Source organism: Solitalea lacus, from assembly GCF_022014595.1.
GTDB lineage: Bacteria > Bacteroidota > Bacteroidia > Sphingobacteriales > Sphingobacteriaceae > Solitalea > Solitalea lacus.
The window spans coordinates 2,648,171-2,663,140 of the sequence record NZ_CP091740.1 but is presented as its reverse complement, the minus strand read 5'-3'; the positions used below and the strand labels follow the sequence as shown (position 1 = coordinate 2,663,140).

Here is a 14,970-nt window from a genome sequence, read left to right as displayed (position 1 = left end):
CCCAAATATGAATATTCTATTTTTTAAATGCAAAATTTTTAAATAAAAATGCATTAAAGTTTAAAAAATGAATTATAGCTCATTTTTTCAATGTTACAACTAAATTTCTGTTGCTTAAAAAAGAAGAATACATCTGAAAAAAAATGAGAGGCAATAAGGGTTTTGATGTTTTAGTAGTAAAATGGTCTTTAATTATGAAGTGAAAATTCAATCAAATACATTTGTTACATGTCTAGCAAAAGTAAAACGGTTCGTCGTCTTAATTTGGTTTCCAATATAAATGGAGCAATTCTAATAATTTTAGGGATACTTTCTGCTGCATTTGGGCTAAAGAGTTTTTTGATTCCTAATGGATTTATTGATGGCGGGGTAACAGGTATTTCGCTTTTACTCAATAATGTCACTCAAATTCCTTTTTCATTGTTGATTTTGCTTTTGAATATTCCATTCATTGTACTTGGGTACAAGCAAATTGGAAAAAAATTTGCTCTGCTTACACTTTTGGCCATTTCAGGTTTAGCAATCGTAGTGTCAACTATTAGTTTTGAAGTAGTAACATCCGACAAATTACTGATTTCCATCTTCGGGGGCTTTTTTTTGGGTGGAGGTATAGGCTTAGCCATGCGAGGCGGATCGGTTATTGATGGTACTGAGATTCTTGCTGTTTATGTTACCCGCAAATCCTCTTTAACCATTGGTGATATTATACTTATAATAAACATTGTGATTTTCGGAGCTGCCGCATTTTTGCTGGGTATTGAAGCTGCAATGTATTCTATTTTAACTTATCTGTCAGCCTCTAAAACTGTTGATTTTATTATCCAAGGTATCGATGAATATACTGGAGTAACTATTATTTCAATTAGAAGCACAGAAATTAAAGAAGCTATCATTAAGAACCTGGGTCGAGGGGTAACCATTTACAAAGGTGAGCGAGGATTTGGCTCGGGAGTCTATCAAAATCGGGAAATTGATATTGTATTTACAGTAGTTACCCGACTGGAGCTTTCTAAATTAAAGTCAGAAATTGAAAAGATTGATCCAAGAGCATTTGTGGTTATGCAAAGCATTAATGAAACCAAGGGAGGTATGATTAAACGCCGGCCATTGCATTAGATCGTTTAACCCTCAATTGTTTTTCATAAAATCGATTATGTGATGGTACATATTGTTTTTTGAGAAAAATAGTTGAGTAATCATGGCTCGATGGGCTTTTCCTCTAATAATGTGCAGTTGGTAATCTTTTCCTGCTAATTCGCACTGTTTTCTGAACCTATCATTGCCAAGTAATATCCCCGGGTATGTTTTTGAACCCAAGAATGCACGGATGGGGAGTTGGGATCCGTTCAAGTAAAACATCGGTGTTGCCGTTCTCCACTCTTGCTCCTTGCTTCCAAATAAGTCATAGTATTTCCTGGCCCAATCAGGATCTGTAATGGTAAAGAACTCATATAAATCAAGTAGAAAACTGTCAATTAATATTAATCCTTTTAATGGGTTTGATATTTCAGCTTGCTTAAAATACTGATTGTCCAATCCTGTTAATGCACTTAAATATCCGCCGGCTGAATGACCTGAGAGAAATATGCGAGATGGATTTCCACCAAAATCCGAAATGCTTTCATAAACCCATTTAACTGCCCTTGCTACATCAAAGGCCATATCCTTGTAATTGAACTTAGGCGCTAAGCGATAATTGATAGAAACCCATGCCACTTCTTTATTGGCAAAGTGAGATCCGATTCTACCGTATAAATTTTTATCGCCACTATCCCACTCACCTCCATGTACAAAAATCAAAACATCACAATTTTGTGCGTTTACAGGGGTGTATACGTTTAAACGGTGTCGTTGATTATCATAATCGGGAGAGTCAGTATCGACATAAGAAATATCTGTTTTTCTCAGGACAGAGGGATGTGCTGTAAAAATACCGGTAAAGTAGGAAAGCATACGATGGGATTCAAAGAATAGTCTATAGTTAGTTAACTGATAAATAACTATAGACTATTAATTAAGGATTATCTCAAAAGAGGGTCTTTCTCTTTTGTAAAGTGATTGTAAACTAATTTATCGGTTAAAGATGGGAACCAACGACTTAAAAATACAGTTAGCTTTCCTTGGCCAGTAATAATTAAGTCCCGTTTGCGCTTTTCAACACCTTTAACAATGATTTTCGCTACCTCTTCGGCCGTCATCATTTTTCCCTCATCCATTGAAGATTCGCCTTGCTGTTCATTATTCTTGTTCAATGCTACATTTCTAATGTTTGATGCCGTAAAACCTGGACAGGCCAGCATTACATGCACATTGTTTTTCAGGTTTTCAATTCTTAGCGATTCTAAAAATCCTTGCATTGCAAATTTAGAAGCAGAATATCCAGTACGGCCAGGCAAACCTTTGTATCCGGCAATTGACGAAACTCCAATAATTGATCCCTGCGATTTTATAATTTCGGGAAGTGCATATTTTGTGCAGTAAACTGTACCCCAAAAGTTAATATCCATAACCTGGCGTAACACATTTAAATCAAGGTCTTTAAATAACGCACGCATTGAAATGCCCGCATTGTTAACCAATACGTCAATTTTGCCAAAAGTTAATTTAGCTTGGCCAATTAAAGTTCTGCAGTCATCTTCATGGGTTACATCGCAACCAACGGCAACAGCCCTGATTCCATACTGTTGTTCTAATTGTTGTCCAATTTCACACAGCGCAACGTACTGACGGGCTCCTAATACCAAGTTTGCCCCTTGTTTAGCGAATTCTTCAGCGCAGGCTTTTCCGATGCCCGATGAAGCACCGGTAATAATAACAGTTTTTCCTTTTAAAGACATGTTTGTTTAGATACAAGACGAAAAGACTAACGATTCATGAGAATACTAAAATCTCTACCGGGTCTCTTAATCTTTTTATGGTTTGATTTATTCCGTTATCTTCTAAAACTATTTCCAGGTGAAACCTTAATCATCATTTCAGTAAGGTGTTTTCATAGGTAACTCGGGTGGTAATTGACCTACCAAGTGTAAGCTCATCCGCATATTCTATTTCGCCGCCAAATGAAATCCCTCTGGCAATAGTAGTGATTTTTATATTAAAGTCTTTTAGTTTTTTATAAAGGTAGAAAATAGTCGTGTCACCTTCCATTGTGGGATTAAGCGCTAAAATTACCTCTTTTGGCTCTCCAGAAGCTGCTCGTTCAAGCAATTTGCTAATATTTAAGTCAGAAGGTCCTATACCCTCCATTGGAGAAATTAAACCGTTTAGTACATGATACAAGCCATTAAATTGCTGCGTATTCTCAACGGCCATAACATCTCTACTATCTTCAACCACGCAAATAATTGAGCGGTCTCGTTTAGGATGAGTGCATATTTCACATTGTGGAGTGTCAGAAATATTACCGCAGTTAGAGCAAAACCGTATATTCTGACGCAGTTTTATCATGGTAGTTCCAAAGCGTTCCACTTCATCTGAAGATTGGTTTAAAAGGTGCAACACTAATCGCAAAGCTGTTTTTGAACCTATTCCAGGGAGCTTTGCAAACTCATTAACGGCTTCTTCTAGTAATTTCGATGAAAACTGCATCTGCAATAATAACTATAAACTACAAATATGCGCAGGCTAAATCGTTCAATCAATTATTTATTAGCATTATTATTGCAATTGTTAGTAGTTATTAACCAGTACTATTGGGTTTGTATCAAAAATTAAATGAAAAGTATTTTGGATTTTTTTTCATATTTAACAGATTGGAAAGAGACTCAATTGTAAACTAACTAAACATTATGTCGGCATCATTACTATTTTCATTTGTTGCATTATACTTTATCGTATTACTGGTAGTAGCGTATTTTACCTCACGAAATGCCGGAAACGAAACTTTTTTTATCGGTAATAAAAGTTCGAACTGGATGCTAGTTGCATTTGGTATGATTGGAACCTCCTTATCTGGGGTAACTTTTGTGAGCGTTCCAGGGTCTGTAGGAAAAGAGGCATTTTCCTATTTTCAAATAACTATAGGATATTTTATAGGTTATCTTGCAATTGCATTTGTTTTGCTGCCGTTGTATTATAGACTTAATCTAACATCAATTTATACCTATTTGAATACTCGTTTGGGATTCAGTTCTTATAAAACGGGAGCTTCTTTTTTTATCGTTTCAAGAACATTGGGCGCCACAGCCCGTTTGTATTTAGTGGTTAACATTTTGCAAGAAGCCATACTTTCACAGTTTCATGTGCCTTTTTGGCTTACCACTCTTATCATTCTGTTAATGATCTTGTTGTACACCTATGAAGGTGGTGTGAAAACCATTGTTTGGACCGATACACTGCAAACTACCTGTATGCTAGCGGGTTTAGTTATTTGCGTAGTTTATATTCTGAAGCAGTTGGACATGACTATGGCTGGAGGCTTTGAAGCATTAAATTCTTCGGGCTATTCAAAAATATTCTTTACGGATGCTAATGATAAATTGTTTTTTGTTAAACAAATACTTGCAGGCGCTTTCATTACAATTACCATGACAGGCATGGATCAGGAAATGATGCAGAAGAATATTTCGGTAAAAACATTGAAGGATGCCCAAAAAAATATGGTGACCCTAGCGTTTATAATGTTGCTGGTTATTGGTTTGTTTTTGGTTTTAGGGGGGCTTCTACATCTGTACGGTAGTAAGATCGGCGTTGCGGCCTCAGGCGATAAGCTTTTTCCTGAAATAGCATTAAAGCACATGCCTACAATGATATCGGTTATTTTCATTATCGCATTAATTTCTGCTCTTTTCCCAAGTGCCGATGGTGCTATTACAGCCTTGACTTCATCATTTTGCATCGATATTTTGGGGATGCAGCGTAGTGCAACCTGGAGCGATGTTCAGAAAAAGAAAATTCGCCAGCGTGTACACTTAAGCTTTGCGTTTTTGTTTTTATTGTTGGTAATGATGTTTAAGTGGATAAACAATCCGAGCATGATAGGTTTGATTTTAAAGCTTGCAGGTTATACATACGGTCCGTTATTGGGGTTATTCTCGTTCGGCATTCTAACAAAGCGCATACTCCATGGAAAGTATGTACCATTCATTTGTTTGGCTGCACCGGCAATTTGTTTTGTGCTTGATAAAAACCAACAAAACATATTCGGAAATTTTCAAATCGGACTTGAACTATTGATTATTAACGGCTTATTGACATTTATTGGCCTATATATCTTTTCTTCGAATGCAACTGATCAAGCAATAAATACAGGCATTAATGATGAATCTGCTTTAAAAACAAAATAATTTACAAAAACGGATTGGTTGCTTAACTAATCTGTCTTAATTCTATGTACCATGAACATGAATGATGATTTAATTAATGATGAAAGAATACGTGAGGGGTTTGCTAATAAAGATTGGCCGGAGGTAAAAGTTACTGATTCATGGCAAATTTTTAAGATCATGGCCGAATTTATAAAAGGTTTTGAAACAATGGCACGTATTGGGCCCTGCGTTTCTATTTTTGGTTCGGCAAGGGTAAAACCAGGTTCTAAATACTATGAAGTTGCCGTTGAAATTGCCAAAAAGCTTACTCAAAACGGATATGGGATTATATCTGGTGGAGGACCTGGTGTAATGGAAGCTGCTAATAAAGGAGCTCATTTAACCGGCGGAAAATCAGTGGGGTTAAATATTGATCTACCTCATGAACAGTTTCATAATGCATTTATTGATAAAGATAAATTGATGACTTATGACTACTTCTTTGTTCGTAAGGTAATGTTTGTAAAATATTCACAAGGATTTGTGGTGCTTCCCGGAGGTTTCGGCACTATGGATGAATTGTTTGAGGCCTTAACGCTTATTCAAACAGGAAAGGTGGCAAGATTCCCAATAGTTTTGGTCGGGATTGAATATTGGAGCGGATTGTTAGATTGGATCAAGCGAGAGATGGAAGACGGTGGTTACATTTCTTCTGAAGATCAGAATTTATTCCGTTTAGTTGATACAGCCGAAGAAGCTGTAGAGCACATTGTTCGCTTTTACAATAAATACGTTATTAAACCTAACTTTTAGGTTAAAAATGGTTCATAGCCACCCAATTATGACTATGAACCATTTATCATTACTTTTTGCAGATAAGATTGTAAAGTCAAATCACAACTAACTTTACCAATTTCTATCAGCTCTGCAGCCCTGTAAAATTCAAAGCTCCCGCATGAGTTTCTTGATATATTTACAAGTAAATCAGGCTTGTATGTTTCAAGCATTAGCTGTGTAAGTCTATCTTGAATCAAATCAAAAGAACGGTTTAGTAGCCCAAACATTCCCATGCGTTCAATTGATTCGGTGGTTTTTGTATCAGCCCGTAAAAAGGATGAGATCCAATTATCCCACAACCCTTTTCCTTTGGTCTGTAATTCACCGTTGGATTCAAGGTTTGTTTTAAGCGGTGGAATTCCGGCATTAACATTAACGACGAACAATAACTCATCCGGTTGACGATTAACTACTCCAATTGGCAATGGATTTAGTAGCCCGCCATCAAGGAGAACTTTTCCATTTTCCACAACAGGAGTAAATACTGTTGGTATTGCAATAGAAGCCCTAATTGCCTTAAATAAATTACCAGTGGTAAAATAAATTTCCCGTTGAGCACTCACATCAGTGGCAACGGCAGTAAATGGAATATCAAAGTTTTCAATATGATGAGTACCGATCAATTCTTCAATTGCATTTAGTACTCTGTCGCCACGAACAAAACCACCACCCGAAAGCGTAAAATCTAGTAAGCGGAAGACATCCATCTTTTCAAGATTTAGCAACCAGTTTTTATAAGTTTGTAGATGTCCTGAACAGTAAATCCCTCCTATTAATGCACCCATTGAACAACCGGCAATTTGCGAAATCTCAAACCCGTTTCGCTCCAGTTCCTCAATTACGCCTATTTGGGCCATGCCTCTGGCTCCACCACTTCCCAATACCAAACACACTTTTTGTTTTTTCATAAGTACACCTCTCCTTGCCTATTTCAAATCACTTACACCCCCTGAAACCGTGAATTTCATTATCTCTCCGGAGTTTAAACTCAAAGGTTTTACGTGTTTTACCGGAACGACAAAAAACTCACCCGAAAAATTGTACGAATGAGGAAAGTAAACTCCAACCTCATCCGTTACACCTAATATTGAAAGGTCTTTCTGTGTGATAAATCCTACCTTCTTTAGCCCAAATTCATTTATTTGTACCAGTACTGGCTCGTTAAACTTCTTATCTTCGCCGAAAAAAGCTGCCATAAAATCCTTTATCGACGTGTAAATTAGTTTAAACAAGGGTATCCTGTTTACCAACTTTTCAAAGTAATTGGCTATCGGTTCGGTAATTAAATACGTTACCAGAACACCAATGAATGTTATTGATGTAAGTACAATAATCAGTCCTAAACCCGGAATGCCAAGGTCAATCAAATTATCTACAAATCTGATACCACTGGCAATAATGTAAAATGTTAATCCTAACGGTAACACAAAAAGTAATCCTTTGGCAAAAAAACCAAAAATTACTTTCCATACGCTTCTAACCTTGGCTTTGCGACGGAGTTTTCCTATTTCTTCCATGAAGTGGATCTTTAAAAATTCTGTACCAAAAATAAGTGCAAAATAGTTTGCTTTATATTACTTTAATGTAAGTTTTGTTATTTATTCATAAACATAGATGCGTTTTACCCGTTGCGAAATACCAGTTAGTACTTCATACGGAATCGTTCCTATTTTATCAGCCAACTCTTCTACCCGCAACTCATCGTTAAAAACTATGACCTCGTCTGTTTCTTTGCATTCAACTCCTGTCACATCAAGCATGAGCATATCCATACAAACAGTTCCTATAACCGGCACCCGATGTCCATTTACAAGCATCTCTCCATTTCCATATCCAAGTTTCCTGCTGTATCCGTCTGCATAGCCTAACTTTACGGTAGCTATCCTGGAGTGTTGCGTAATTATTCCTCGTCGGTTGTAGCTAACGGTCTCCCCTGCTTCCAGTTCTTTTATTTGGGTAATGGTTGTCTTAAGCGTTCCAATTGGCTGTAGTTGTCGATTGTTTTTAACAGCGCTATCAATTCCATAAAGTCCTAATCCTAAACGGACCATATCCAAATGCGCTTCAGGGTGCCTGCTTATACCCGCTGTATTACATATATGCTTTATAAATGAATAGCCTAACCCCAATTCAAGTTTCTGAGTTACCCGCAATAATGTATCTAATTGTTTTTGCGTGAAGCCATCCTCTGCAGCGTCTTCGCTGGCAGCTAAATGTGAAAATACTGAAGCAACCCTGATATGCCTGTTTTCATTCAGTATAGTAATAAGCTTATCGATGTTCTCTTCTAAAAAACCCAAACGATGCATTCCGGTATCAATTTTTAGATGGATCCGATATTCCTTTGTATTTCGGGTTAATAAAAAGCTGATAAGCTCATTTAAAATTCTGAAATTATATATTTCAGGCTCAAGGTTGGCTTTTACCATTCCTTCAAAAGCTGAAACGTCCGGGCTCATGACCATAATTGGAAGTTTAATGCCTCCCTTACGCAACTCTACTCCTTCATCTACATAAGCGACAGCTAAATAATCAACCTTGTGGTATTGTAAAACACTAGCAATTTCAAAACTGCCACTGCCATAGGAAAAGGCCTTTACCATGGCCATTAGTTTTGTGTCTGGTTCTAACTTCGATTTATAGTAATTAAGATTTTGAATTAATCCATTAAGGTTGATTTCAAATACCGTTTCATGAACCTTTTGTTCGATTAGCTTGCTGATTTGTTCAAATTCAAATGCACGCGCTCCTTTGAGTAAAATGGTTTCATTACTAAAACGAGCATTGGTGAAATTTTCCAAAAATGAGGCTGTATCAGCATAAAACTCTTTGTCCAGCTTAAAAACGCCCGCTTGTGAAGCTATTTCCGGACCGATACCAATCAAATGGTCAATTTTTGCGGATGCTAGTAGCTCAGCCACTTTTTTGTATAATTCGGTAGATGGAATCCCTGATTGAGCAATGTCAGAAAGAATCAGCGTTTTACGAGGATGTTGCTGTTGTTGCTTTAAGAAGTTTATGGCAATTTCCAGTGATCCCAGGTCAGAATTATAACTATCATTAATAACAGTACAATTATTAATTCCGTTGCGAAGCTTAAGGCGCATTTCAATTGGCGCCAATTCTTTCATTCGGTGTTTAATTTGTTCAAAAGGCAGCTCTAGTGCTAACAAAACACTCCAACAACTTAGCACATTTTTTATCGAAGCCTCGTCAATGAAAGGAATTTCAATACTAAACTCTTTTGCGTTAATAAGTGCAGTTAATTTGGTGCTGTTTGTCTTTCTCTCCATCTTTTCAACGAACAAATCAGCAGAATTGTCAACCAGCGACCATGAAAACTGTTGTTTTCCCGGTAATTGTTTTTTGAAACTTTTGAGGTCTTCTTTTTGAAATATAAAAAGTCCAACGTCTTTAAATAACTTCAGCTTTTCTTCAAGCTTTTGGGCCCTATTGGTAAATCCTTCGTCGTGTGCAGCACCAATGTTAGTTAATACCCCAATGGTAGGCTGAATGATAGCAGTCAAGGTATCCATTTCGTTTGGTTGTGAAATACCAGCTTCAAAAATGGCTAGGTCTGCCGTATCGTTGAGTTGCCAAACTGAAAGTGGAACGCCTATTTGAGAGTTATAACTTTTGGGGCTACGAACAATATGATGATCTACCGACAATAATTGGAAAAGCCATTCTTTTACAATTGTTTTTCCGTTGCTGCCCGTAATTCCAATTACCGGATAGGTAAATTGCTTTCTGTGATCCGCTGCAAGTTGCTGCATGGCTTTTAAGGTATCATTAACTAAAATAAAATTAGCATCATATACTTTTTTGAGCCATTTTTCTTCTGAAACAACAAAGTTCTTTACTCCTTTCTCAATCAATTCAGGAATAAAATCATGACCATTTCGTTGACCCTTTAAAGCAAAAAACAGAGTTTGAGAAGGGTTGATAATCTTGCGGCTATCAATAGCCAAAACCTCAATTATAGAGGTTTCATCAGATAGAAGTGTTTTTTGACCTAATAAATTACTTATATATTGAATGGAATTGCTGAAATAAGGCATATTGTGACAAATATAGATAAAGCGCTTTTTATATGCGCTAAATTAGGATTGAAGAATGATAAACCATACTGAACTGGCATAAATCTTTTGTAAGGTTTAAATAATAGTTGAATCGAGCATAAATCATAATTTCGCCATATGTTATACGATGAACAATCACCTAAAAAACGAATCACCGATAGTAAGCTAGCCTTAGAAAAAGCTGCAAAGTTTTGTGCCTATCAAGAACGCAGCCAGCAAGAGGTACGTAATAAATTATATGAATGGTGTGTACCTACTAATGCTGTTGAAGAAATTATCACCGATTTAATTTTGAATAATTTTATTAACGAAGAGCGTTTTTCCCAAGCTTATGCCCTTGGGAAATTCCGAATGAAACAATGGGGTAAAAATAAAATCAGGCAGGGGCTAAAGTTGAAGGGTGTTTCTGATAATTTAATTAAAAAGGCTTTATTGGTTATTGATGGTAACGACTATGAGCAAACGTTAGTTTTGGAATATGAAAAAAGAAGCCAGGTTGAAAAAGAAAAGGATTCTTTTAAGCGAAACTTTAAAATTGCGCAATACCTGATTTCGCGTGGATTTGAATCGGACTTAGTGTGGAACCTCATCAAAGAGCAATCAAATTAATGCAAAGTGAAAAAAAATATGAGATTTTCATCCCCTGATTTTAAAATATTTAGCTACTGGAAGGTCGAAAAATAAATAAAAATTGCGTTTTCGGTATTGACAGAACTTATTTAATCTCTATATTTGCAGTCCCAAACAAATAAGGGGATACACAAAAGCGAAAGTAGCTCAGTTGGTAGAGCACAACCTTGCCAAGGTTGGGGTCGCGAGTTCGAATCTCGTCTTTCGCTCTAAAGAAAATTGTTCTTTAAAGTTGAAAATTAATGCGAAAGTAGCTCAGTTGGTAGAGCACAACCTTGCCAAGGTTGGGGTCGCGAGTTCGAATCTCGTCTTTCGCTCTCTTTAACAGGTTGCCTTGGTGGTGGAACTGGTAGACACGCAGGACTTAAAATCCTGTGGCCGTTAAGGCCGTGCGGGTTCGATTCCCGCCTGAGGTACAAAACAACAGACGTTGTATTAATATTGTTCTTTACAAAAAGCGAAAGTAGCTCAGTTGGTAGAGCACAACCTTGCCAAGGTTGGGGTCGCGAGTTCGAATCTCGTCTTTCGCTCTCTTTTAACACCGCTGCCCTGGTGGTGGAACTGGTAGACACGCAGGACTTAAAATCCTGTGGCCGTTAAGGCCGTGCGGGTTCGATTCCCGCCTGGGGTACTAGCCTCGACATTCTTGTCGGGGCTTTTTAGTTTATAACAATTTACTAAAGTTCTCTCCTTCCCTAGGGTTATATCAGGGATCAGATCAAGTTACAAAAGTTGTGCAATAAAAGTTCATTTTTGTGTATCCTAAAAAATCCAATGCACGAGTCCTATAAAGCTCTGCTCCCACTGATTCTTCTTGAATCCATTGGAAATATTTTGAATTAATCTACTTGGAGAAAAAGGCTAATCATATCTATTTAAAGGAAGTAAACGAGGCCCCTGAAGAGTATTCCGGAAATAAAGCGCCATTACCCGGATCCTAAACTACTTTAAGCACCAACGCTTCTGCCGAATCGTTCAATGCCAAAATCAAAGCCTTCCGAAGTCAATTCAGGGGGGAGATTATTGGCAGTCGTTAGTCTCGCTTTCACTAAGACTTAAGAAAACGATTGTTAAACACTTAAGACAACAAGGCCGTCTTGAGCGTAGTCGAAAGACATCAAAAAGAGGTTTGAACTCTTCAATAACTTAGATATCAATAGTCTAGAACTGTTTTTTGTACTTCAGAATTTTAAAATAAATGCTCCTCCAATGCATCTCTCCATTCGATGAATCCCTTTCTTAAATCAGAATACTCGTGAAATATTCGATTGAAATTTTCAGGATTTGTCTGCAGAAAAGCCTGTCGACCCTGAGTTCGGATTGTGTTTAACTGAATGTCTATTTTTGATAAGCCCTGTTTTAAGTCATCCAAGTTTAAGGGTAAATGCCAGATGTAAGTTGCTTCGTCTGTATCCAATGTTTCCAGAACAAGGTGATACTGTTTATCTCCTTCTAATAAAAAGACAAATGCAAATGGACTTAACACGAACCGAATCTTCAAAACAACTCCTTTGTGGCGCTCGGCCAAGTAATGAAGCTGTTTTTGATGTCTATAATTGCCTTTGGACAATATATCGGTCAGTAATTCTTCGTTAGAATCGTATAAGTTATTTCCATTATCACCAGAGGCTGGTGGTTGATTTAACCCATCATGCACTGCAGAAATCTTTTTGCCAAAAAATGTTTTTTCCACAAATTTAAAGCGTACACCCTCTACAGCTTCCCGGTTAATTTTTTCAAGATCAGTCGACTGTGCCGTCATTGCCGAAACCACTTTGTTTTTATCCAACACAACCACGACGCTAATATCGACTGTTTTTGATTTCAGAAACTTCTCAAAAAAGGGTTTCAGTACTTCAAACTCCGGACGAATATTTAAGTTTTCTATATCAAAAATTAATTCTTCCGAATGCTCATGGATTTGGCATCGGAACTGGAAGCTTCCGTACAGAAAATCCAACTCTTCTATTTTAACTTTGATATTTTTCTCGATGATCTTTTCAACTTCAGAAACACTTTTTGCCTCTAAAGTATCTTCAACAGGTATGTCAAACAATGTCACCTGTTTTTCAAATTTTCGATAATATACGTTCCTTTTCAGGAACATACGATTTAGGTAATCAATCTTGATATCGCGGTAATCATATATGGTTGGACTGATTTCCGACCGCTGTACTCTGCCAATATATTGTATCAATTTACCCTCAAAGGAAAATGGGTAGGCCAGAAAAAGACATGAAGCATTTTGCAAATCAGAACCTTCACCAAAAAACTGCCCTGTAGTAATTAGTACCTGATAATTTCCCGAATTTAACACCTCTAATTTGACCCTTCTACTGGTTTCAATATCCTCTCCAGTAAGAGTAATCGTTTCAAATGATTGTTTAAGGTATTGATATAAAGTATCAATGTGCTCCTTTCTTTCAGTGAGAATAACAACTTTTCTACTTTGATTCAGTTCCTTAACAACGTCTTGCAAAATCAGCTTGTTTCTTCCAGAATCATGCACCAATATTTTTGACAAGGTTTCAAAACGGTCTGTTTTTCCATTAAATGGAACCTCCAACTGGGTATTTCGGATAATTATTTCAGGATGTCGAACTGTGTCTAATTCATTGAACCTCACTTCTGAAATAATATCTCCAAGGTGGATAAATATTAATTTGCCATCATTGTACTTTCTGAAAGGAGTTGCGGTAAGTCCATAAAGGTAATATGAGTAGAGTTTACTAATTGTATTTAGAAAGGTCTCGGCAGGTATGTGATGACATTCATCCACTATGATAAGACCAAAAGCGTCTTTAAGTGTATTAAAATCAGTTTTTACGAGGCTTTGTATTGTGGCCACTGTAATGTGTTTACCAATTTTAGTTTTACCCTGCCCAATCCTACCAATAGCTTTCTGAGGAATCTTCAGAAACGCCTCAATTCTTTCTATCCATTGATCCGCAAGTTGCTTACGATGAACAATGATTAGCGCAGGTTGACATTTTTCAGCAACAACTTTTAAGGCAATAACTGTTTTACCTGAACCGGGAGGGGCAACAATTACGCCTATATCTTTTTTGTTAATCGTAGTGAGGCATTCCTGTTGGTAGTTTCGAAGTGTCGCTTGAAAGCTAAAAGGAACAGGGGTGTGTAATTTTCTTTCATCAATAAATTTATGTGGAATGCCATTGTCTCGACAAAATCGAATCAGTTTGCCAATAAATCCTTTGGGTAGAATAATTTTATTTCCTTCTTCACTTATAAACCTGAAATACCGGTTTGTTCCAAAGGTGATTCTTCCACTATTCTTTTTAATAATGTACTCAGTATTCAAGAAATTAAGTTCTTCTTTCAAGAAGCTGCTTAATGTTTGATTTATGGCATTCTTGTTAAGTTGTACAGTATTGTTTAGGGTTATGATTAATTCACTATTATCAATAGGTGCATACTGTTTACTGTTTATAAGATTAGAATAGATCTTTTCAAGATGATCTATTGATACGCGTTGAATATTCTGCAAAAATTGCCACTGATCAGCGTAAGGTGTCTGCGTACCCGGGTCAATAAAACAACTATTTTCCTTTTGTCCAGAAGTTAAATGCAATGGCAATGCAATCAAATTGCCTAAGCCTTTTCCGGAAAGGTAGTCCTGATTGGGAAACAGCCGATCGAAACTTGTGTTTTTATCAAACACAGAGACTATGCCTGATGAGGTTAATAGCGTCATCATTACCATCCGGCTTTTATATGCTGGAAACGGTTTATCAAAAAATACCCAGACATGACCTCCATTGCCAGACCGGGAACGCTCAAGATAGGCAGGAATAGAAACTTCTTCACAAGCTTCAATAAACTTCTTACTTGATATTATCCAATTGCTTTCATCAAAATCAGCAACAATAAACCAGGATGTATTATCTGTAAGTAACGGATACAGTCCGATGAATTGTTCTCCATTAAGATGCTTCACGATCTGCTCATTGGTGAACGGTAAAAAAGATTTGTCAGGATAATTCTGAAGCGTACCTCCTTTTGCTTTATGCATACGGAAGCGATATGGATCGAAAGAGTAAGCAGGCATATAACCACTTTTGTTCCCTTTCTCCCAACGAATAGCAAAAACATCTTCTCTTCCTTTAAAAAGAGACTTGAAAAGCTCCAGCTTATTTTGAGTGTTTTCCATTATG

11 protein-coding genes and 5 tRNA genes are annotated in these 14,970 nt (G+C 36.9%); 9 read left to right on the top strand and 7 right to left on the bottom strand.

Features of this window, described 5'->3' with window-relative positions; all coding sequences use genetic code 11:
• Nucleotides 1–228 precede the first annotated feature (228 nt).
• Nucleotides 229–1,116 (top strand): YitT family protein, encoded by an 888-nt coding sequence (locus tag L2B55_RS11380; protein WP_237845621.1) that lies wholly within the window; start codon nt 229–231, stop codon nt 1,114–1,116.
• A 12-nt stretch (nt 1,117–1,128) separates the two neighbouring features.
• Here L2B55_RS11380 and L2B55_RS11375 read toward each other — a convergent pair whose 3' ends face one another.
• From L2B55_RS11375 to recR, 3 genes are all read right to left on the bottom strand, one after another.
• Nucleotides 1,129–1,953, bottom strand: coding sequence for an alpha/beta hydrolase (locus L2B55_RS11375; protein ID WP_237845620.1), 825 nt, complete (start codon nt 1,951–1,953; stop codon nt 1,129–1,131).
• A gap of 68 nt (nt 1,954–2,021) precedes the next feature.
• Nucleotides 2,022–2,837, bottom strand: a complete 816-nt coding sequence (locus tag L2B55_RS11370; protein ID WP_237845619.1) for an SDR family oxidoreductase — start codon at nt 2,835–2,837, stop codon at nt 2,022–2,024.
• A 133-nt stretch (nt 2,838–2,970) separates the two neighbouring features.
• Nucleotides 2,971–3,588 carry a recombination mediator RecR gene (gene recR, locus L2B55_RS11365; RefSeq protein ID WP_255696416.1) on the bottom strand — a complete coding sequence of 206 codons (618 nt, stop codon included), beginning with the start codon at nt 3,586–3,588 and terminating at the stop codon, nt 2,971–2,973.
• Nucleotides 3,589–3,788: 200 nt separating this feature from the next.
• Between recR and L2B55_RS11360 the strand changes: the two genes are divergently transcribed.
• Entirely contained in the window at nt 3,789–5,285 is a 1,497-nt protein-coding gene (locus L2B55_RS11360; protein ID WP_237845612.1) for a sodium:solute symporter, read from the top strand.
• A 57-nt stretch (nt 5,286–5,342) separates the two neighbouring features.
• Nucleotides 5,343–6,059 carry an LOG family protein gene (locus L2B55_RS11355; protein ID WP_237850289.1) on the top strand — a complete coding sequence of 239 codons (717 nt, stop codon included), beginning with the start codon at nt 5,343–5,345 and terminating at the stop codon, nt 6,057–6,059.
• Between the two features lie 32 nt (nt 6,060–6,091).
• Here the strand turns inward: L2B55_RS11355 and L2B55_RS11350 are convergent, their stop codons facing one another.
• From L2B55_RS11350 to L2B55_RS11340, 3 genes are all read right to left on the bottom strand, one after another.
• On the bottom strand, nt 6,092–6,991 hold the full coding sequence (locus tag L2B55_RS11350; protein WP_237845610.1) for a patatin-like phospholipase family protein: 900 nt from the start codon (nt 6,989–6,991) through the stop codon (nt 6,092–6,094).
• Nucleotides 6,992–7,009: 18 nt separating this feature from the next.
• Nucleotides 7,010–7,600: a DUF502 domain-containing protein gene (locus tag L2B55_RS11345; protein ID WP_237845609.1), complete on the bottom strand. Its 591-nt coding sequence runs from the start codon at nt 7,598–7,600 to the stop codon at nt 7,010–7,012.
• Nucleotides 7,601–7,681: 81 nt separating this feature from the next.
• Entirely contained in the window at nt 7,682–10,144 is a 2,463-nt protein-coding gene (locus L2B55_RS11340; RefSeq protein ID WP_237845608.1) for a bifunctional UDP-N-acetylmuramoyl-tripeptide:D-alanyl-D-alanine ligase/alanine racemase, read from the bottom strand.
• Between the two features lie 138 nt (nt 10,145–10,282).
• On the opposite strand from L2B55_RS11340, the gene L2B55_RS11335 reads away from it, so the two are divergent.
• The 6 genes from L2B55_RS11335 to L2B55_RS11310 all read left to right on the top strand — a co-directional run bounded on the left by L2B55_RS11335 (nt 10,283) and on the right by L2B55_RS11310 (nt 11,426).
• Nucleotides 10,283–10,774, top strand: a complete 492-nt coding sequence (locus L2B55_RS11335) for a regulatory protein RecX (RefSeq protein WP_237845607.1) — start codon at nt 10,283–10,285, stop codon at nt 10,772–10,774.
• Nucleotides 10,775–10,931: 157 nt separating this feature from the next.
• Nucleotides 10,932–11,004: transfer RNA gene (locus tag L2B55_RS11330), tRNA-Gly, on the top strand.
• Between the two features lie 35 nt (nt 11,005–11,039).
• Nucleotides 11,040–11,112: transfer RNA gene (locus L2B55_RS11325), tRNA-Gly, on the top strand.
• A gap of 14 nt (nt 11,113–11,126) precedes the next feature.
• A tRNA-Leu gene (locus L2B55_RS11320) sits at nt 11,127–11,211 on the top strand.
• A gap of 41 nt (nt 11,212–11,252) precedes the next feature.
• Nucleotides 11,253–11,325, top strand: a tRNA-Gly gene (locus tag L2B55_RS11315).
• A gap of 16 nt (nt 11,326–11,341) precedes the next feature.
• Nucleotides 11,342–11,426: transfer RNA gene (locus tag L2B55_RS11310), tRNA-Leu, on the top strand.
• A 558-nt stretch (nt 11,427–11,984) separates the two neighbouring features.
• Here L2B55_RS11310 and L2B55_RS11305 read toward each other — a convergent pair.
• On the bottom strand, nt 11,985–14,966 hold the full coding sequence (locus L2B55_RS11305; protein ID WP_237845606.1) for a DEAD/DEAH box helicase: 2,982 nt from the start codon (nt 14,964–14,966) through the stop codon (nt 11,985–11,987).
• Nucleotides 14,967–14,970: the final 4 nt, after the last annotated feature.